Genomic DNA, 18,677 nt, shown 5'->3' on the forward strand with positions numbered 1-18,677 from the left:
AATTATGAACGCAGTAGCAGAGAAGTTATCGAATTTGGAATGGATGGGACAGCAAATGAGAGCGAAAACAGCAAACTATGAGATCTCTACTGCGTCAACTGGTGGTGATGCGCCTAATTGGGAGGATCGTTGCGGTGCTATAGCTTCAATTGAGGATAAGGCAACAAAGGCATATTGTGAGCTTTTGGTGTGGGGTGATTATCGTGACAACACTATGGCTTATCACACTTTGCATCATCATTTGGCAGCAATTTTATATGAAGCTTTGGCAAAGGATGTACAGCGAATTAGATTCGACCTGAAATCATTCGCATTCAAAGTAGCAAAGATGACTCTATTCTTTAATTTGCGTGAAATTAACGGATTTACGATTGAAGAAAAATTAAAGTTTTTTGGTTTAAAAGAAGTGAAGCCTGAAACATATCGTAAGAATTATGCTTATTTGGAATTTATGGTTGAAAGCATACTGAATGATATGAAAGATGAGATTGATTTTTATGCGGATATTTATCGAAAAGATATGCGAAAAGCTTAATTGACAAAATAACGGCATATAAGGTAGTATTTTTATATTCTGGTCGTATTACGGTTTGTACGAGACCAAGACAGTTAAATTTCATATACCCATCTATTCCAATACGTGGGTATTTTTTTGTCTAAAATTTTATAAAGGTGCTTGTGACGTGCATAAGTAATCTATTGAGGATTGACTCATGAAAGATCGTTAGCTTTAAAAGCAACTTGGATTTGTGACGTTTGCCAAAATAATGGTGAACTATAAGCGCAAACGGTGGGATGCAGAAACCAGCCGTATAAATCGGTTTGAATCCAATGTGATTTCGTCACACATTGAGTTAGCCTCAGAGCCTTGAATTGTGGTGACACCCGACCAATGGAATTGAAAGACACAGAACAAATCAATAGCTAACTTTGAGATGTTTGTCGTGTTGAGTAGCGGTAGATTAGTTGCCGAGCTGATCAATATCGTAATCTAAGGCAAGGATGTGGCAGATCACCACGTCCTTTTTAATTCCAAGGAGAACAACATGCTCCGAATCAAACAAATCTTCTGCCGTCACGTTTGGGAATATTCAGATTTCTTCACGGTGAGAGAGTGTCGGAAGTGTGGGAAGGTTAGGCCTATTTAGATTTTAAAGAGAAGTGATTTATGCTGTATAGCGGATCAGGCAATTCTAATCGGTCACTTCATCTTTAAAATTGAGCTATTCGGGAATTCTGAATAGCTGATAAGCGCAAAACGTGTAGCAGGGTAAATGTATGTTTAAGGGGGATGACATCAAATGTCACCCTAACAAAACCAACGCCACCTCAACGGTGGTTTTTTTAATGCCTAGAGGAAAGTGGGATGAAGGTAATTAGCCGAGGCACACCACCTGAATTGCAAACTTATACAACATCATGTGGTAAATGCCATTCAGTGCTTGAATTTCAAAAGAATGAAGCGCAAGTAAAATCAGATCGAAACGAAACGGTGTATGTGCTGAATTGCCCTGTATGTCGCAATGATATTTGGATTGCCCAACAAGCATTAAGACCTGTAATTCAAAGTACTGATTTTCGAGATCAACCATACAATCCAAAGTAACCAACAAGGAAATGAAGATGTCAAACGAAAAACAGATTGAACAAGAAATTCAAGACAAAGGTTTGAATGCGCCACGATTAACGCCTGATCTTATTGATAGTGTGATTGTTGATAAATATTTCTTTACAGCTGCAAATGCACAATGGGGTGCTGATCCAAATACGACAGCCTTGATTGGGATGCACAAGCAACTAGAAACATTAACTTTCTGTGTATTGATTTTACAGAATGGTTTCACAGTTACTGGCGAGTCTGCTTGTGCAAGTCCTGAAAACTTTGATCCTGAAATTGGCAAAAAGATTGCGTATGAAAATGCACGTAACAAGATTTGGCAACTGGAAGGTTATTTACTTAAACAAAAGTTGTATCAGGCTGAATTAAATAAATAATTCACAGCCTTTCGCTACGTTTCCTTTGCCCCGAAAGGGGTTTTATTTTGTCTTGGAGAAAGTGAAATGCGTTCATTAAAAATTGCTTCATTGATTGGTTGGGTTGCCAGTGGTTTTGGTATGAGCATTTCTAACCCTGGTGCATCAAATCAACATACTTCACCAATCTTTCATTTACCAAGCCAAGAAACCAAATCAAGACCCAATAAGATCAGCCAAGCCAAAAGACGTAAGTACAAACGTCAAGGTCGGTTGTGATGGAAGTCTTATTTGTAATCTTGATTTGTGTGATTTTGGTTTTTTCCTACTTGTGGTACCAAGACTATAAAAATTGGAAATATCAAAAAAACAAACCAAGAGCTTTAAATCCTTGGTCGGATTGGTGACATATGGACAAAACCGAAGCACTAAGCAATCTCAAGCGATACGAATCAGAGATCAGTAAATATCAAAGCTTATCTCGTGGACTGATGACTCGTGATGAAATGATTGTCATTGATCGAAAGATAAGTCAGTTAAAAGAATGGTCTAAAACAATTAGAAGTATGTTGAGTGATTGATCTTACTTGGATAAGTTGATAATTTGTTGTTTCTAAATTAATTATAGAGATAATAATGAAATCAAAACAATATATCTTATTAAATATTTGTGGAGATAAATTTGGATTCTCAGATATAAGTAATAGCGGGAATCTAGAACTTTATCTATCTGGTCAAGAATATGATAAGTCGTCTTTTGAATTTGAATCTGCAAGTATTATTCTTATATTTGAAGCCAACTTAGAAGATGACATAAAAGAGATGATCCATAAATCCTTTCGTAAGCAGTTAGTTGGTTAATAACTAAACCTCCTTCGGGAGGTTTTTTATTGGGTGCAATTTATGGAAATTAACCAATATACCAGCTTTACTAAAAAACCGCCCATTAAAACTAAACCAAGAACAAAACCATTACCCAAAGCAACACAAAAATATTTAGAAGCTGAAGAAACCTTATTTCAAGAATTAGAAGAATGCTTAATAGGGTATCGCCGTAAATTCCAATTTGAATCAACAAGAAATTGGCGATTTGATTTTTATATTGTGAAGCTAAATCTTCTTATTGAAATTGTAGGAAGTCCTTGGTCTGTTGGACGCGGTGGCAAGAAAGCAGCAAATGCATTTAGTAAATATGATTTAGCTGAAGAGATGGGTTATAAAATTGAGCGCTTTCATCCTGATCAAATCCTATCTGGTTACGTTATAAAATTTGTCAGTAATAAATTTGATTAATATTTTATATCCTTTGTTAAATTTTATTACATGATTTAATTTGCTATTTCAAGTGCGTTTAATTCCTAGTAGTATAGTTGGTGTAGGTAATTCCCCAATTGCCTATGTAATTTGATACCCATATTTTCTCCAAAATGTGGGTTTTTTTATGGGTGAATGATGGAACAGATCAGACCATTTCCACCAACAGATCTAATTGACCAAGCAGAGGAAGAGGAAGCGATTCGCTTGGCACCTGCAGCAGATCTAAAAGAATGGGTGGTAACCAACTTTCTCACGCTTGGCGGTGTACTTCATAATCCCGACCATGACCACATAGCAGAGCTATTACACGACGATGAAACATTCTTAGCATTTGCATGGGCTTCATCTGCCGCCGTTGCTAAAAAGAGAATGGTATTAGGGCTGTGTGAAAAGGTCATGTTTAATCAAGGTGGTTGGCGTAAAGCTCGGCAAGAGCAGCAAATGTGCGACTGGTTTGGATTTGTACCTATATATCTCATTACTGTAGATGCAAGCTTTTGCGAAAGTGCAAATGATCGTGAATTTTGCGCTTTGATTGAGCATGAGCTATATCACATTGGTGTAGAACGTGATGAAGATGGAGAAATCCTCTATAGCGATCATACAGGCTTACCTAAACATTATTTAGCTGGCCATGATGTAGAGGAATTTATCGGGGTGGTCAAACGCTGGGGAGCAAGCGATAACGTCAAGCGATTGGTTGAGGTCGCACAAAACCCGCCGTTTGTATCAGATTTAAATATTTCCAAGTGCTGCGGAACATGTCTAATTAATTGAGCCTTGAGGCTCTTTTTTTTACCTGCTTTGTTGGACGTAGCAGGACAAAGGTGAGTTTATGGCGGCACTTAAAGAGCCTGTGAAAATCTTTATAGTTCAGTCTCTTGCTTGCTTTGAAACCCCTCAACAAGTAGCTGATGCTGTCAAACAAGAATACGGCATAGAAATTGATCGTAGGCAGTGTGAGGGGTATGACCCCACTAAATACTCAGGTCGCAATCTCAGTAAAAAATTAAAGGACCTATTTGAGCGTACACGCAAGGACTTCCGAGAAAATATTGAAGATATAGCGATCGCAAACAAAGCATTTCGCCTTAACGAACTTCAAAAAATGTACAACGAATCAGGTAAAAACAAGCGATTAAAACAAAATCTGCTTAAACAAGCCTTTCAAGAAACAGATGGGCGTGTAACTCGACAAGAGGTTACAGGGGCAAATGGTGGGGCAATTAAAACTGAGACTGAACAGAAAACTCAACCAATCTTAAGCCCTGAAGAACTTGCAGAAATGTCCCCGCAAGAACTTTCACGTTTAGCAATTACAGGTAAGTTATGACTTATGCACTGGATGAAATTGCACACTTAATCAAGGCTTGGACAATCAATACACGTTTGCCTGATGTGATAGGGGAAATGAGCCGCCGATATTATTATAAAGCGGTGACAGAGCAAAACGAATTAAGCATACAGGCTGAACTTTATAAATGCCGAACTGATCCAGTGCATTGGTTTAATCATTGGATCTGGACTTATGATCCTCGTGGAATGTCATACGGGTTACCCGCAAATCTTCCTTTTGTATTACGACCAAAACAGGTTGAACTTGTAGATTGGTTGCTTGAACGTGAAAACACTCAAACACATGGTTTGATTGAAAAATCACGTGATGAGGGAATGTCTTATGTCGTTCTAGGATTTTTCTTGCATCGTTGGCTGTTTGTTGAAGGTTTTGCTGGCGGTGTTGGTAGCCGTAAAGAGGAATTGGTCGATAAAAAGGGTGACCCTAAAACGCTGTTTCATAAAATCCGAGATATGTTCAGTAAAATGCCTGATTGGATGAAGCCTAAGGGCTTTGTTGAAAAAGTACATGACAATTACATGCGTATCATCAATCCTGATAATGGTGCAACCATCACAGGTGAGGCGGGTGACAACATTGGCCGTGGTGGACGTACCACAATGTACTTTCTTGATGAATGGGCATTTGTAGAGCGTCAAGAAGCGGTAGACGCAGCAATATCGCAAAATACAAACGTTCATATCAAAGGATCAACGCCTAATGGTATTGGTGATCGTTTTTATCGAGATCGATTTAGCGGACGTTATTCAATATTTACTATGCCTTGGCGCGCGAATCCAGATAAAAATTGGCAGGTTGAATTGCGTGGTAAGTTGATTTTTCCATGGTATGAAAAGCAATTAGCCATACTTGATGATGTTGTCCTTGCTCAAGAGGTAGATATTAACTATGCCGCTTCAGTTGAAGGTGTATTGATACCAAGTGCATGGGTACAAGCAGCTATTGATGCTCATATAAAACTGGATATTAGACCATCAGGAGATCGTATTGGTGGACTTGATGTAGCTGATGAGGGCAAAGATAAGAACTCGTTTGCCGATAGACATGGTGTAGTGCTGCAATATCTAGAAACATGGTCTGGTGTTGGGGATGATATTTTTGGAACTACACAAAAGACAATAGATATTAGCATCGAGCGAAATTTAAACCAGTTTCTTTATGATGCTGATGGGCTTGGTGCGGGTGTGCGTGGTGATGCGAGAGTTATTAATGAACAGAACGAATCTAAAGGAATCAAAGTAATACAAGCGGATCCGTTTAGAGGTTCAGGTGCTGTGTTTGAGCCAGATGAAGAGATGGTTGAGGCTCGAAAGAATGTAGATTTCTTTGCAAATTTAAAAGCACAAGCTTGGTGGTCATTACGATTGCGATTCCAAAATACATATAGAGCGCTCAATGGAATGAAATATGATCCTGATTCGATAATTTCTTTATCTAGTGAGGATTTACCAAAGGCTGAGTTAGAGGCATTAGTTACTGAGTTATCACAACCCACATACACCAAAAATGGTGCTGGAAAAATTCTAGTAAATAAGCAACCCGATGGCGCTTCATCACCTAACCGAGCAGATAGTGTAATGATCTGCTTTAGTGGAGTTCAGGGACGAAAAGGTAAAAAACCTGCAGGTGCTGGAAGTCGAATTTTTTAATAAATAGGTAGCAAATATGACAAAGTCAAAAAAGGACAAAGCGTCAAAAAAGGCTTTGTCTTATGGGAATTTGTATTCTCAGGAAGCAGTAACTAAGTTTTTAGTAAACTTTGGAAGACAACCCGATACAGATGAAGTTTTAAGAAAAGCAGGTATTCAACGCCATAAGCTTAAAATTATGCTTGATGATGATGAGATCGCTCAAACAATTGAAACACGCTTAGATGCCTTGCTTGCTGCACCCTTTCGAGTTGAGCCAAACGATACAACAGAAGCTGAATTGCTCAATGAAATTATTAAAGAGTGGTACTTTGAAATAGTGTCATGTGGCTTAAATGCTTTGTTTTTTGGTTATTCAGTTTTGGAAGCAGTGTATGAAGTAAAACCTGAAGGTCACATAGGTATTCAGTGGATCGGCGAAAAACCAATGCAGTGGTTTGAACCAAAGAGTGATGGGCGTTTGATATATCGACAAGAAGGCTTAATAAGTGAGAAAGAAGTTGATCAAACTTTTAAATTCTTTCTCACTCGTCGTAAAGCATCTTATGAATATCCTTATGGTAAAGCATTGCTGGCCACCTTGTATTGGTTATTCTTCTTTAAGCAAAATGGCTTTAAGTTTTGGGCAAAATTCCTAGAGCGGTTCGGAACTCCAATTTTACTTGGTAAGGTAAAAAGCAAAGATACAACAACAAATGATATGAATAATGCTTTATTGAACGCGCATGCTCAAAGCGTCCTTTCAATTGATAGTCAAGATGATGTTCAGGTACTAGGAACTTCTGGAACAAGTGGATCTGCAGGAGCTGCATTTGAATCATTCAACAATCAGTTGATTCGTCAAATTCAAAAAGTTGTATTGGGGCAAACCCTGACTAGTGGGAATGATGGTGGTGGGAGTCGCGCATTAGGTCAAGTGCATGAAAATGTTCGGTTAGATAAATTAAAATCTGATATGCGTTTGATTACACCTACTTTGCAAGCGATAGTGAATGCTCTTTGTAAGCTGAATAATTGGGGTACGTATGAAGTAACTTTAGGTGAGAAACCTAAACCACTAAACAAGGATCAAGCAGAGCGTGATGCGCATTTAAAAAACGCGGGGGCTAATCTCACACCTCAATACTTCCAGCGCGAATACGGCTTACAGGATGGAGATATAGGTGAATCTGTGCAGGCATCAGTAAAACAATTCCATGCACTCCCTAAAACTTCATTCAATTTTAAAGCTCATAGTCAAAACTTAAAGCCTGAACAGGTTGAACTTGAGGAGGTTGCCAAAAATCAGCCTAAGGTTCTTTTATCAGAATCAGAACTTGAAGTGATCGTATCTGAATCAGCGGACACAAACGAATTGGTATCTAAGTTGTATTCAGCAACTAAAGGTGCATCGGTAGATGATTTTGAACTCACAATGTCGAGGGCGTTGTTTATCTCTGATGTGATGGGATATGTACATGCCATGCAAGGAAAATAGACATGACTGATTATGTAGAAGCCTTGAAATATGCGCGTAGTCGCAATGTCGTTTTACCTGAAGAGTTTTACTTGCTTGATCTTAAAACAAGGCATTACTCCGCTACAGTAAGTCGATTGGCCTCTATCGATCAAATCAAGACTGTTTTGGAGCTGGTAAATAAATCAACTGAAGATGGTTCAACATTTGATGAGTTTAAGAAACGTATAGCTGATGAGGGCATTGAACTCTCAGATCATCACCTAGCAAATATCTATCGCACTAACATGCAGATGGCTTATGCACATGGTAGATGGACACAGCAACAGGCTAACAAGGAATCACGACCATATTTAATGTATGTTGCGATTAATGATAGCCGGGTAAGACCAACTCACCTTAAGTTAAACAACATCATTAGGCACATTGATGATCCATTTTGGACTCTGTATTACCCGCCGTGGGATTTTATGTGTCGTTGTCATGTGATTGCTTTAACTAAGAAGCAAGCCGAGAAATACGGTATTACTTCAGATGAAGATCTACCAGAGGTTGCACGTAATTTAGGTTGGAGTTTTAACCCTGCGACTTGGGGCTCGAATTTAAATGAAGTGCTTGATCAAAAAATAGCAGACAATCTTTTAGATCTTCCATACTCATCTGAAATTCTTGATATTAAGAATACTGCTTTGCTTGAGCAAGATGTTGAAAATGCAATTGTTGATGCTTTTAAACCACTTGAAAAATCAAACCGAAAAATCTTAGATGATTTTTTAGATACTGTGATTGATAGTGGCAAAGATATAGCACCATCAGCACCGCGCTTTGTTGTAGAGCTTGCAGCTGAAGATGAGAAGCTGACCGAACTTTTGAAAGATGCCGTAACCAATAAAGGTATTGATAGAAAATCTAAGTCTATTTGGGATTGGATGAATGATTCATTCCAATCAATGCTTGGATTTGCAAAAAACCTTAAAAATAAGCTCACTGGAAACAATATCAAAGGTTTGGATTTATTCAACTTGGAAAAGGGAAATGTAATCGGTATTCAAACACCTACTTTGTTTAAAACAGCTGAAAATGCAGGTAAAACAATCACTATCTTAGATATGAAAGGCCATGCAATTGATCTTTCGAAAATTCAAGGCTTGGATGGTGCTCTATTGGCATCTGATTTAAACCTACAAGTGGTTGATGTGACCAGTGAATCAATCATACTCAAGCGCACTGAAGAGAAAGCTACTCGGTTATTTATAGCCCGAAATACAATTTACAGTGTTTAAATAATTGAAAATTCAAGACCACCTTAATAGGTGGTTTTTTAATGGAGCATCAAAATGCCAGAAGCTGAAAAGCCTAATCAGTATTGTTTCCAGCTCGGGCAACTGAGTGTTGATAGTGCTGAGGATGGCAAAAAGAAAAGAACATTTTCGGGAATCGCTTATAGCGGTGAAGTCATTACTGACCATTGGTTTTGGGATCGAATTATCTTTGATCTCGATTCAATGAAGTTAAAAGGTCGAATTCCCGCATTACTGGAACACCGATCAAGTCAAAGGGCGGGTGCAATCAATACACATTCCATTAATCATCAAACAGGCTTAACGGTTACAGGTGATTTGATGAGTAATGAGTTTGGTACTCAGGTTGCTCAAGACTCAGACGATGGTTTTCCATGGCAAATGTCTGTTCGTATCGAGCCTTCTGCAATAGAAGAAATTCAAGCGGGTGCATCGGTCACTGTGAATGGAAAGATTCATCAAGGGCCAATTACTGTTTTTCGTGGCGGTCGCATTCGTGAAGTATCGTTTTGTGCATTAGGTGCCGATGATAATACCAACGCCGTGGCAGCAAACCACAACCCAAAGTCTAAAACTTTCAACAAAGAGGACACTAACGTGACTGAACTCGAACAGGCGAAAGCCGCTCAAAAGAAAGCTGAAGAAGAACGTGACGCAGCACAAACCGAACTTAAAAAGTTTAAAGCTGAAAAACGTACTGAAGACATTGCAGCACTTCAAACTGAATTAAACACTCAATTCAGTGCTGATGACACTAAGTCTTATACAGATATGGATGATGTTGCTTTTAGTTTTATGGCTAAACAACTTCGTCAGTTCTCATCAAAACAACCACCAGCTGGACAACAGCAACCTATTCCTGCAGTTAATCCAGCGCTGCAACACTTATTCAATCACCAAGCGACTGGTGGTCAAGGTGGTACACCTAATCAAGATCAACCTCACAAGTTTACTTCTGGTGCGCAAGCATTCGCTGGCCAGAATAAAGGGGCTTAATAAATGAGCAATAAAACCTACTTAGGAAACGTGAGCCGTGAATCACGCCCATTTAATCTAGATGTTGAAAAACTTCGTCGTGCAAATGCCAAGGTGACTACTGCAACGGCTTACAAAGCTGGGGATCTGTTGATTTTATCTGATTCCAATGTGGTCACACATGCAACAGATGAAAAAACTTGGAATGTTGTATGTGGCCAAGATGTAACTACTCAACAAGCAACCCAAATGGCAGCTGATGGAATTGAAATTCCAATTTATTTTGGTGGTGTATTCAGTATCGAAGCTGTGCGAATTGCTGGGGAATATTTAGAGCCATCTAAATATGATGCAGCACGAGCAAAAGCAACTCTAAACAAAATCGAATTTTCAAAAGTATAAGGATTTTAAACAATGCCTCAGTCTTTTACAGTCAATGGCGCACCACTTGAATTACTTGATGTGGGTGAGCTTGCAATTATTCACACAAACTATAAGCCAATGGATACTTGGCTGTTAGATAAGCTGTTCCCAAATCGCCCATCATTTGACCGTGATGAGGTTCCACTTGCAGAAATCAATACAGTGCATGATCTTGCACCCTTAGTATCCCCACATCAACCTGGTAAGCCTTTTGATACTAAACGTGCAGCAAAGGTCGAATTTGTTCAACCTGCGTATTACAAGCCTAAAAACATGGTGACGCCTGCAACCTCATTTGATGAAGCCTTAATGGAACGTTTACGTACTGCGGGTATCATCTCTACAGGAAGTCAGCAATTATCTGATCAGGAAAAAATGGTCATTGCTCAAATTGCAGTTATGAAGCGAAATCATGATGCGATTGATAACTCTGTTTTATTGATGGCAACGGAGTTATTGCTCAAAGGAAAGTATTTACTTCAATCTGATGACTATGAATATAACATGGTTGATTATGAACGTGATGCGTCCCTGAACTTTACACCATTAACTCCATGGAATCAGGCTGGTGCTAAACCAGTAACCGATATCGAAGCTATTGAAAAGCTTCTGCTTGATGCAAATGGTGGTGCTTCTAAACTCTACCTTATGTCAGGAAAGGTTTGGGCGGCTTTATCAAATAATGAAGAATTCAAAGAACGTTTTGTGAAACCTTATGCTGGGATTGCCGTACCTTATAAGCCAAGTTTGAATGTTCAAGAAGGTGCCTCATTTAAAGGCTATTTGGATGAAAAAGAATTGTGGGTTTATGATGCCACTTACCGTTTAAAAAATGGTTTAAAGCGCTTCATCCCTGATGATTATTTTGGTGCTATCTCAGATACTCAAGGCTCAATTGCACAATGTAAAATTAAAAACATGTTAGCAAATGGCGCAGTGGCTAAATACTTTGATCGTCAGTGGTATAACGAAGATCCAAGCGGAATTTTCTTGATGACTGAATCAGCGCCACTTGCAGTGCCATCTAACAAAAATGGCGTGTGTGGCGGTACTGGCTTTATTTCTCAAGGAGGCTCAAATGCCTAAATACATTGCAAAACAATCCATTGGTCACTTTCGACCAGGTGATGAAATCAAAGGGCTTGAAGCTAAACAACTTCAGGCCCTTTTAGCATCTGGGGCTATTGAAGAAGAGCAAGCCATTGAACAGCCTAAAGAGAGTAACTTTGCATCCCAAATGGCTGCGCTTGCTGCAGAAAATGCAGAGTTGAAAGCAAATGAACTTTCGCTTACAGAAGCTAAAAATAAAGCAGAAGCTGAAGTAGCTGAGTTAAAAGCTAAAGTTGCCGAGATTGAAAAATCTCAAACTGCAGATAACAAACCTGCTGCGAAGCCAAAGGAATCAGCTAAATAGGTGATATATGTCTGAGTATGCAAGTCGTGAAGATCTCGTCTTGCGCTTTGGTGAGTTAGAGATCAATCGATTAGAAAAAGCTTTAACAACTAATGAGTCTGTTAAATCAGCAATTCAAGATGCTTCAAATATTGCCGATGGATATATCGGTTTGAAGTACCCAATCCCATTACCTGAAGTTCCTGAAAATCTCAAAATTTATATCTGTGATATTGCCCGTTACTTGCTTTGGAAGACTAAGGCAAGTGAGGAGGTACGCCAACGCTATGAAGATGCAATTTCGTTTTTAGAGCGAGTATCAGTAGGTCGAGGAATTCTGACAATCAAAATCATCAATGAATCTGGTGAAGAAGAGACGGCTATTGCAGATACATCACCGAAAACTATGCCAATTGGTACAACGTATAAAGGGGGAGTTTTCTCAGACAGTATTTTAAATAACATGCCGAGTATTTGATATGACTGACTCTATACAGATGCATGGTCAAAATAAGTTGCAGGAGTTTATGCGACGAGTTGTTGATCGTGTAGAGGATCCATCGGGACTTTGGCAGGATATCTCAGATATTCTCGAATTTAATGTGCAACAAAGAATTCGCACAGGAATTGGCACTGATGATAAGCCTTGGAAAAAGTCATGGCGAGCTAAAGTCCAAGGTGGGGAAACTCTACGTGATACTGGTCGATTGCATAATTCAATTATCGCAAAGGTTCAGGGTAATACGATTAGTGTTGGAACAAATGTTAAATATGCATCTATTTTGCATTTTGGGGGCACGATTAAACCAAAATCAGGTAAGTATTTAACATTTAAAACACCAACAGGTGGTTGGGTAAAGGTTAAGGCCGTTTATATCCCACCTCGTCCATTTATGGGAATTTCTGTTGATGATTCACAAGAAATACTCTTTGAAATTGAAGAATATTTATACAAGGTTTTAACTGATGCAAAACATTGATAACTATTTTGCGCTTGAAGAGGATATTTTGAAGCGTATTAAAACTGAACTACCTGATATTGATGAAGTTGTTACGCCGTTCAATGTGGATGATCTTTTTGAATGTCTTATTGGTGATGTGGGTATAGGCATTATCTATGTTGGTGACCGCATCTCTGATACATCAGGAGATGGCAAAGCCAATGCAATTTATCAACAGTGGTTGATCGCGCTTGGTGTTTCTGATGCATCAGCTCAACTTGATGAAACTATGTCGATTCGCCAATTAGCTGACCCATATATCAGAAAAATTCTTGCTGCAATGCAAGGTTACCAACCGCAGATTGTCGGATACAAACGATTCCTGCGTGTTGATGCTGGAGTGCCTATAGGTAAGACAACTGCAGGACGGGCATTTTTCCCATTCTTATTTGAAGCACAGATGATTAAATCATGGTGAATATGAAAACATATAAAGCTTTACAGCCTGTAGGCCGCTTTGTGAAAGGTGACACTATTGGTGGTCTTTCAGATGACCAAATTAAACGATTAGAAGCAGATAAGATCATTGAAGGAGTGAAACCATCTGCACAAACAAAACCAGCTAAAGAGGTCAAAACAGATGGCTAAAAAATATATTTCGCTTCAGGGTAAATTTTATCTATCTGAGATTGCGAATGGTGTTGCTGGGGGGATGCGTCATCTTGGTAACGTTCCTGAATTCGAACTTGAAATCACAACAGATCAGGTTGAACATCAAGAAAGCACATCAGGACAACGGACCACCGATTTTGTATTAACCAAGACAACAGGTGTTAATTTCAAAGGGCAGCTTGAAGAAGTTGATGAAGCCAATTTGCAATATATCTTGTCGGGTATGAAGTCTGAAGTTGCAAGTGTTACAGTTGCTGATCAGGCACTAGGAACAATTAAGGTTGGTCAAGAAATCAAACTTGATGGCTACAACTTAACTCAAGTATCTTTTAAAACGGGATCTACGACGATCGCAGCTGATAAATATACGCTTGATGCAGTGTTTGGTACGATTACATTTAATGAGTTAATTGCGGACCCAGTTACAGCAAGCTTTACCACTGGTGCGGTAAGTCACACAACGATCGCAAGTGAATTCAATAAAGAATATGAGTTGTTCTTTAAAGGAATCAATACTGCAACAGGTGAAAATATTGCTGTACGTTTGTGGCGTACTAAAAAATCACCTGAAACAACTTTCCCATTGATCCATGAAGAACTAGGTCAATATGAAATCTCAGGTCAAGCACTTTCAGATACTGAAAAAGGCTTAGATCCTACACTTGGTTTATACGGCCATGTTGTGACAATTCCAGTAGCATAATTAAGACAACAGGCACAGGGGCGTATGAGCGTCTTTTTTTGTGCCTGTTTTCGGGTAATCAATATGAATGAGTTTTTTCTAGCTTCGAATAGATCTGCATTTAAAGATGAAATTGAAATCCGACAAGTTATGATGAAAGATTTTGATCAGTGGTCTGAATTTGCTGAGCCAGTTAGAATTATGTTTAATAATAATTTTAGCGATGAAGTATTTGCTGATGTTTTTAAAAAACTTAAATTTCAAGTAATCATGGTTGCTACATTAGCAACAAATGTTTCAGACTTAGATCCTAAATTATTGGAAAATGACGGTGAATTACTTGAGCTATTTAAGAATCTAGTCGAAGTAAATCAAGCATATTTCAATCAAGAAAATAATAAAAAAACTGATTCTAAAGAGAAGTACACATGGTTTGATTCATTTCAGTACTTAATAAGTAAAGGGCATAGACATTTAGATATTTTAAATTATAGCTTTGGAACTTTTAAAGAGTACCTCAAGGCAGCACAACGAAATGAAAGAAATAGCTTGCTAAGCATGGGAAATAATATGCGTGTTGCTTATCATGCTGACAAAAAAGGATTTAACAAGTATATCGATAGCATGAATAAAGGGTAATTTTCACATTGCACAACCTCTAGGCAATATATATTCTGTTCAAATAATGAGGGGAATATCATGAAAAAATTATTTTTAGCTTTCATATTTTTAGCTTCTACCAATATATATGCTGCTACTGAAGCACAAAGTGTTAGATCATCAAATAGTTTTGTGAGTAAAGGTGATTCTCAAGGCAATATGATTCAAACACTAGGTAATCCTGAATCTTCTTATGAATACAAAACAAGGGATGCAAACGGGCGTTTAGCTTTTGCTACAGATTACCGCTATACGATTGATGGCGTAAGATACACGCTTACAGTTATTGGTGGGGTAATAACTAGAATTGTTTGGGAGCGTTGATTGTGAGTCATACTGTAGAGTGTTTAGCTTGTGGTCATGTAGGAAAAACAAAAACCAAAGGTAGTTTTTTTATTACATTTATATTGCTTTGGTTTGCAATATTACCTGGTGTTTTGTATGAAATATGGAGGAGATCAGGTGGAAAGGTTTGTAGTGCATGTGGTAGTTCAAATGTAAGGCTCTTCAAACCTGAACCAAAAGTTATTCAAGAGACTAAAACCGAAGAGATTGCTAATAAATCAAAATTCAATAAAACAAAACTAGTTTCAAGTGATGGACTTGCCTATAACGCAGGGCATAGAACACAATTAGACGAAAATGGGATAGAGCAAAAAAATTGCCAATTTTGTAAAGAGTTAATTAGGTTTGATGCAATCAAGTGTAAACATTGCGGCAGTATGCTAAGCGGATAATTTTTCTTTTTAAATAAATCTCCTACAAGAGTTTTTTAATTAAACAAACTAACAACCACCTTAGGGTGGTTTTTTATTGCCTATTAAAAGTTGAGGAATGTATGGCTTCAGGATCATTGGATTTTCGCTTAAACCTGTTAGCCAATACTACTGGCTTACAACAAGGTGTGAATGGCGCTAAATTTGCAGTAAATGCATTGGTTGCCGCAATGGCAGCTGTTGGTGTTGGTTTAAGTGTTCAGGGTTTAACACAAGCTGCGGACTCGTACACAAACCTTTCAGCGCGAATCAATATAGCCACTAAAGATAGTGGTAACTTTAACCAAGCAATGGCTGGCGTCCATCAAGTTGCTTTAGCTACCAATTCAAATCTGACCACAACAGCTGATTTATTCACTCGTTTAAACACTGTGGGTAAAGATATGGGGATGACGCAACAACAAGCGTTAGCACTAACAAAGACGGTTACCCAAGCGATTAAGATTGGTGGTGGCACAGCAGAGGCAGCAGATGGAGCTGTCACTCAATTTATTCAAGCAATGCAAGGTGGCGTTCTTCGCGGAGAAGAATTTAATAGCATCATGGAAGGTGGTTATGGATTAGCTGAAGCTTTAGCTAGAGGCTTAGGTGTAACTACAGGTGAGCTTCGTAAGATGGCTGAAGCTGGCGAACTTTCTTCTGAACGTGTGGTCAAAGCCCTTCAAAGTCAATCTGTATCAGTGCAAGCGACTTACGATAAGTTCCCTACAACAATTAGTAATGCGTTACAACGTATATCGACAAGCTGGGAAATATTGATTGGTAAGATGGACCAGTCAAATGGTGCATCTGCAACTGTAGCTCAATGGCTTGTCACAATTGCTGATAACATTAAAGATTTGGATGTTGTATTAAATGACATTGGAGATGGTTTTGAGTGGATAGGATCTCAAATAAATCTGATAGATACAGCAACAATAGAAACATTTAAATCAGTCTTAGTTTCAGCTTATGATGCCCTTAAATCGCTAGCAAACACAGTTGGAGAAGCTTTTAAAATAACATTCGAGCTGCTAAATGAAACTCTTGGAGCAATTTTCAACTTTAATAGCGGTGTAGATGGCGCTTCGGATAAAACAAATGGATTAACCAAATTCTTACAAGCACTAAATGTTGCTATTGGCTTTCTAAATGATGGATTTAAGGCGATAGGAATTGTAGCTAATCTCTTAACTGGGGCTTTTTATAGTATAGCAGCTGCGGCTAATAAGGCTTTAGCCGCAGTAACATGGGGTGATGCAAGTAGAGAATTTGCTGCTAATGCTGAGGCTATGACGAAAAAAGCTGAGGAGCATTACTCTAAAGCTTCAAATAGTGCATTAAAGTTTGAATCAGATGGAAAAAAAGCATGGGAGGAAATTAGCAAAACCCAAGAGCAAAAGAATGCGGATTCTTTAGCCACTAGTCAGAAAACATTGGATGAACTCAATGCTCAAGAAGCAAAACATGCAGCAGATTACAAAGCCATCAGTGATCAAAGGGTTTTGCTGGAACAGCAATTATTTGAAGCAAGAAAAACTGGTAATCAGGCCGCTATAGATATTGCTACTCAAGGTCTAGCAGAACTTGAAGCAAAAGAAAAAACTTATCAGGCAGAAAGTTCCAAACTTACAGAGTCAAAAATTAAGGCTGCTCAAGATTGGGTGAATGCTCAATTAACTGCAATGGATGGAACGGTAAAAGCTTCTGATCTTGCAACCCAAAAAACTCTCCAAACCACCTTAGCCGCGCAAGGATTAAAGGTGGAATTTGACAATACTGGTAAAGGTATTGTTAGTGCTATGGAGCAAGGTGGAAATGCTGTTTCTTCATTAGATTCAAAACTTGCAGCAGGGCGAAAGGGTGCGCAAGCGCTTGGTTTTGATTTGGATGTTGCTCTTAATAGGATTTCAGATGGGTTCAAGGCTAAAGAAGCAAACCTAAATAGCTTTACCGCCAGTATTGAGTTAATGGGTGTAAAGGGAAAGCAGTCTGCTGATGTGGTTTATCAAGCGTGGGTTAAATGGCTTGAAACAGCAAAGTCCCAAGCTGAAATAGACTTTGCAATGTCAAAGTTAAAAGAGTTTGAGACACAAGGTGTTATATCTACAAAACAAGTTGAACTAGGTGTTCAAGCAATTCGTCAGGTGATGCAAAAGCTTCCTGATGATATGAATCCTGTTGAGCAAGCATTTGAACGCCTGGGGATCAAAACCAAAGAGCAGTTAAAACTTGCAGCGCAATCAGCTTTGGCAGATTTTAATACCATTCAAAGTAGTGGCCAAGCGACGGCTGAAAGTTTAAGACAAGCTTATGAAAGAACCATTCAAGCAGCGATTGCTTCAGGTGATCAAGCTGTAATTGCTCATACTCAAGCAAAAGCTGCATCACTTGGTTTATCTGTTCAAATTGATGATACAGGAAAGGCAGTTGTACAGTCTTATGATGAAATGAATAAAGCTGCTTCGTCTCATGCTTCAACTGTTTCAAGTGGTGTAACAAGTGCCTATCGTGAAATGGGTGCGGTTGCAAGAGAAGAGGCTCAAAATTCAATTGATGCATGGAATGAAGCTTTAAGTGCAAAATCTGAGGCAGAAGCGAAAACGAGAGAGGAAAAATCCAAGAAATCTAATGCCGTTTCAAGTACATCCTACACGAAGAGTTATGTCCGGGATGAGCTTAAAAAAATGGGTTATGACGATGCTCAAGCTGAGTCAATTGCTCAAAGTATTTTTGGTACGGCACTCGCAAAAGATCAAGACGTATTGCAAAAGAATCGAAGTCTTGGCGGGCTTACGGATATTTCAGGTATGTTGTATCAAGAGTTAAGAAAGAAAGGATTAGCAGGCTATGATGGTTCAAGATATATCGAACAGGCATTACAGCGTTATTCTGACGGCAAAGGGCAATCTACAATGCAAGCATTGGCGCCAAATGTTTATGCAGATACTCAAAAGAATACCTCAGCTGCGCTTTCAAGTAATTCTGATCCAAGTAAGACAGTTAAATACAGTTTTAATTTTAATGGACAGGATGTTTCCTTGATGGGGAATGCGAGTCAAGAAAGCACCTTAAATGAACTGTTTAGACAGCTTGAAACACTTAAAAAGAGTGGTTAAAAC

At 38.6% G+C, this 18,677-nt stretch carries 25 protein-coding genes; all 25 read left to right on the forward strand.

The features are described 5' to 3' along the window. Positions 1-4 precede the first annotated feature (4 nt). Positions 5-535, forward strand: a complete 531-nt coding sequence (locus MTO68_RS06945) for a hypothetical protein (protein WP_244015453.1) — start codon at positions 5-7, stop codon at positions 533-535. 831 nt (positions 536-1,366) lie between these two features. Further along, complete coding sequence (locus tag MTO68_RS06950; protein WP_244015454.1) at positions 1,367-1,606, forward strand: hypothetical protein; 240 nt, start codon at positions 1,367-1,369, stop codon at positions 1,604-1,606. Between the two features lie 17 nt (positions 1,607-1,623). Then, positions 1,624-1,995 (forward strand): Gp49 family protein, encoded by a 372-nt coding sequence (locus MTO68_RS06955; RefSeq protein ID WP_244015455.1) that lies wholly within the window; start codon positions 1,624-1,626, stop codon positions 1,993-1,995. A gap of 66 nt (positions 1,996-2,061) precedes the next feature. Beyond that, complete coding sequence (locus MTO68_RS06960; protein ID WP_244015456.1) at positions 2,062-2,253, forward strand: hypothetical protein; 192 nt, start codon at positions 2,062-2,064, stop codon at positions 2,251-2,253. Between the two features lie 131 nt (positions 2,254-2,384). Next, on the forward strand, positions 2,385-2,555 hold the full coding sequence (locus tag MTO68_RS06965; protein ID WP_244015457.1) for a hypothetical protein: 171 nt from the start codon (positions 2,385-2,387) through the stop codon (positions 2,553-2,555). A gap of 55 nt (positions 2,556-2,610) precedes the next feature. Then, on the forward strand, positions 2,611-2,835 hold the full coding sequence (locus MTO68_RS06970; RefSeq protein ID WP_244015458.1) for a hypothetical protein: 225 nt from the start codon (positions 2,611-2,613) through the stop codon (positions 2,833-2,835). A gap of 42 nt (positions 2,836-2,877) precedes the next feature. Beyond that, a complete protein-coding gene (locus tag MTO68_RS06975) occupies positions 2,878-3,267 on the forward strand; it encodes an endonuclease domain-containing protein (RefSeq protein ID WP_244015459.1) in 390 nt (129 codons plus the stop codon). 159 nt (positions 3,268-3,426) lie between these two features. Further along, on the forward strand, positions 3,427-4,068 hold the full coding sequence (locus MTO68_RS06980) for a putative metallopeptidase (RefSeq protein WP_244015460.1): 642 nt from the start codon (positions 3,427-3,429) through the stop codon (positions 4,066-4,068). Between the two features lie 58 nt (positions 4,069-4,126). Then, positions 4,127-4,624 carry a DUF2280 domain-containing protein gene (locus tag MTO68_RS06985; RefSeq protein WP_244015461.1) on the forward strand — a complete coding sequence of 166 codons (498 nt, stop codon included), beginning with the start codon at positions 4,127-4,129 and terminating at the stop codon, positions 4,622-4,624. Continuing rightward, the gene (locus MTO68_RS06990) at positions 4,621-6,297 is read left to right on the forward strand and encodes a terminase (protein ID WP_244015462.1); all 1,677 of its coding nucleotides are present in this window, start codon (positions 4,621-4,623) and stop codon (positions 6,295-6,297) included. The genes MTO68_RS06985 and MTO68_RS06990 overlap by 4 nt, the downstream gene beginning before the upstream one ends. A 16-nt stretch (positions 6,298-6,313) precedes the next feature. Then, complete coding sequence (locus MTO68_RS06995) at positions 6,314-7,774, forward strand: DUF935 family protein (RefSeq protein WP_244015463.1); 1,461 nt, start codon at positions 6,314-6,316, stop codon at positions 7,772-7,774. Between the two features lie 2 nt (positions 7,775-7,776). Next, the gene (locus MTO68_RS07000; protein ID WP_244015464.1) at positions 7,777-9,036 is read left to right on the forward strand and encodes a phage minor head protein; all 1,260 of its coding nucleotides are present in this window, start codon (positions 7,777-7,779) and stop codon (positions 9,034-9,036) included. 54 nt (positions 9,037-9,090) lie between these two features. After that, on the forward strand, positions 9,091-10,050 hold the full coding sequence (locus MTO68_RS07005) for a hypothetical protein (RefSeq protein WP_244015465.1): 960 nt from the start codon (positions 9,091-9,093) through the stop codon (positions 10,048-10,050). 3 nt (positions 10,051-10,053) lie between these two features. Then, positions 10,054-10,431, forward strand: a complete 378-nt coding sequence (locus MTO68_RS07010) for a hypothetical protein (RefSeq protein ID WP_154130599.1) — start codon at positions 10,054-10,056, stop codon at positions 10,429-10,431. Between the two features lie 12 nt (positions 10,432-10,443). After that, entirely contained in the window at positions 10,444-11,538 is a 1,095-nt protein-coding gene (locus MTO68_RS07015) for a major capsid protein (protein ID WP_034614436.1), read from the forward strand. Further along, entirely contained in the window at positions 11,531-11,866 is a 336-nt protein-coding gene (locus MTO68_RS07020) for a hypothetical protein (RefSeq protein WP_034614438.1), read from the forward strand. The genes MTO68_RS07015 and MTO68_RS07020 overlap by 8 nt, the downstream gene beginning before the upstream one ends. A gap of 7 nt (positions 11,867-11,873) precedes the next feature. Continuing rightward, on the forward strand, positions 11,874-12,323 hold the full coding sequence (locus MTO68_RS07025; protein ID WP_034614440.1) for a DUF1320 domain-containing protein: 450 nt from the start codon (positions 11,874-11,876) through the stop codon (positions 12,321-12,323). Between the two features lies 1 nt (position 12,324). Then, positions 12,325-12,825, forward strand: a complete 501-nt coding sequence (locus MTO68_RS07030) for a phage virion morphogenesis protein (protein WP_034614443.1) — start codon at positions 12,325-12,327, stop codon at positions 12,823-12,825. Further along, positions 12,812-13,264 (forward strand): hypothetical protein, encoded by a 453-nt coding sequence (locus tag MTO68_RS07035; protein WP_034614446.1) that lies wholly within the window; start codon positions 12,812-12,814, stop codon positions 13,262-13,264. The genes MTO68_RS07030 and MTO68_RS07035 overlap by 14 nt, the downstream gene beginning before the upstream one ends. Before the next feature lie 2 nt (positions 13,265-13,266). Continuing rightward, positions 13,267-13,434 (forward strand): hypothetical protein, encoded by a 168-nt coding sequence (locus MTO68_RS07040; protein ID WP_171077777.1) that lies wholly within the window; start codon positions 13,267-13,269, stop codon positions 13,432-13,434. Further along, complete coding sequence (locus MTO68_RS07045; RefSeq protein WP_034614450.1) at positions 13,427-14,161, forward strand: hypothetical protein; 735 nt, start codon at positions 13,427-13,429, stop codon at positions 14,159-14,161. Before MTO68_RS07040 ends, MTO68_RS07045 begins: the two co-directional genes overlap by 8 nt. 63 nt (positions 14,162-14,224) lie before the next feature. After that, the gene (locus MTO68_RS07050; protein ID WP_034614453.1) at positions 14,225-14,779 is read left to right on the forward strand and encodes a hypothetical protein; all 555 of its coding nucleotides are present in this window, start codon (positions 14,225-14,227) and stop codon (positions 14,777-14,779) included. A 60-nt stretch (positions 14,780-14,839) separates the two neighbouring features. Next, on the forward strand, positions 14,840-15,124 hold the full coding sequence (locus MTO68_RS07055; RefSeq protein ID WP_244015466.1) for a hypothetical protein: 285 nt from the start codon (positions 14,840-14,842) through the stop codon (positions 15,122-15,124). A gap of 2 nt (positions 15,125-15,126) precedes the next feature. Continuing rightward, positions 15,127-15,537: a YqaE/Pmp3 family membrane protein gene (locus tag MTO68_RS07060; protein ID WP_244015467.1), complete on the forward strand. Its 411-nt coding sequence runs from the start codon at positions 15,127-15,129 to the stop codon at positions 15,535-15,537. A gap of 101 nt (positions 15,538-15,638) precedes the next feature. After that, entirely contained in the window at positions 15,639-18,674 is a 3,036-nt protein-coding gene (locus tag MTO68_RS07065) for a tape measure protein (protein WP_244015468.1), read from the forward strand. Positions 18,675-18,677 lie beyond the last annotated feature (3 nt).

The organism is Acinetobacter sp. NyZ410 (assembly GCF_022828975.1).
Lineage (GTDB): Bacteria > Pseudomonadota > Gammaproteobacteria > Pseudomonadales > Moraxellaceae > Acinetobacter > Acinetobacter guillouiae.

Coding starts and splice junctions, on each gene's coding strand:
- MTO68_RS06945 (WP_244015453.1), top strand. CDS start 5: ATGAACGCAGTAGCAGAGAAGTTATCGAATTTGGAATGGATGGGACAG.
- MTO68_RS06950 (WP_244015454.1), top strand. CDS start 1,367: ATGAAGGTAATTAGCCGAGGCACACCACCTGAATTGCAAACTTATACA.
- MTO68_RS06955 (WP_244015455.1), top strand. CDS start 1,624: ATGTCAAACGAAAAACAGATTGAACAAGAAATTCAAGACAAAGGTTTG.
- MTO68_RS06960 (WP_244015456.1), top strand. CDS start 2,062: ATGCGTTCATTAAAAATTGCTTCATTGATTGGTTGGGTTGCCAGTGGT.
- MTO68_RS06965 (WP_244015457.1), top strand. CDS start 2,385: ATGGACAAAACCGAAGCACTAAGCAATCTCAAGCGATACGAATCAGAG.
- MTO68_RS06970 (WP_244015458.1), top strand. CDS start 2,611: ATGAAATCAAAACAATATATCTTATTAAATATTTGTGGAGATAAATTT.
- MTO68_RS06975 (WP_244015459.1), top strand. CDS start 2,878: ATGGAAATTAACCAATATACCAGCTTTACTAAAAAACCGCCCATTAAA.
- MTO68_RS06980 (WP_244015460.1), top strand. CDS start 3,427: ATGGAACAGATCAGACCATTTCCACCAACAGATCTAATTGACCAAGCA.
- MTO68_RS06985 (WP_244015461.1), top strand. CDS start 4,127: ATGGCGGCACTTAAAGAGCCTGTGAAAATCTTTATAGTTCAGTCTCTT.
- MTO68_RS06990 (WP_244015462.1), top strand. CDS start 4,621: ATGACTTATGCACTGGATGAAATTGCACACTTAATCAAGGCTTGGACA.
- MTO68_RS06995 (WP_244015463.1), top strand. CDS start 6,314: ATGACAAAGTCAAAAAAGGACAAAGCGTCAAAAAAGGCTTTGTCTTAT.
- MTO68_RS07000 (WP_244015464.1), top strand. CDS start 7,777: ATGACTGATTATGTAGAAGCCTTGAAATATGCGCGTAGTCGCAATGTC.
- MTO68_RS07005 (WP_244015465.1), top strand. CDS start 9,091: ATGCCAGAAGCTGAAAAGCCTAATCAGTATTGTTTCCAGCTCGGGCAA.
- MTO68_RS07010 (WP_154130599.1), top strand. CDS start 10,054: ATGAGCAATAAAACCTACTTAGGAAACGTGAGCCGTGAATCACGCCCA.
- MTO68_RS07015 (WP_034614436.1), top strand. CDS start 10,444: ATGCCTCAGTCTTTTACAGTCAATGGCGCACCACTTGAATTACTTGAT.
- MTO68_RS07020 (WP_034614438.1), top strand. CDS start 11,531: ATGCCTAAATACATTGCAAAACAATCCATTGGTCACTTTCGACCAGGT.
- MTO68_RS07025 (WP_034614440.1), top strand. CDS start 11,874: ATGTCTGAGTATGCAAGTCGTGAAGATCTCGTCTTGCGCTTTGGTGAG.
- MTO68_RS07030 (WP_034614443.1), top strand. CDS start 12,325: ATGACTGACTCTATACAGATGCATGGTCAAAATAAGTTGCAGGAGTTT.
- MTO68_RS07035 (WP_034614446.1), top strand. CDS start 12,812: ATGCAAAACATTGATAACTATTTTGCGCTTGAAGAGGATATTTTGAAG.
- MTO68_RS07040 (WP_171077777.1), top strand. CDS start 13,267: ATGAAAACATATAAAGCTTTACAGCCTGTAGGCCGCTTTGTGAAAGGT.
- MTO68_RS07045 (WP_034614450.1), top strand. CDS start 13,427: ATGGCTAAAAAATATATTTCGCTTCAGGGTAAATTTTATCTATCTGAG.
- MTO68_RS07050 (WP_034614453.1), top strand. CDS start 14,225: ATGAATGAGTTTTTTCTAGCTTCGAATAGATCTGCATTTAAAGATGAA.
- MTO68_RS07055 (WP_244015466.1), top strand. CDS start 14,840: ATGAAAAAATTATTTTTAGCTTTCATATTTTTAGCTTCTACCAATATA.
- MTO68_RS07065 (WP_244015468.1), top strand. CDS start 15,639: ATGGCTTCAGGATCATTGGATTTTCGCTTAAACCTGTTAGCCAATACT.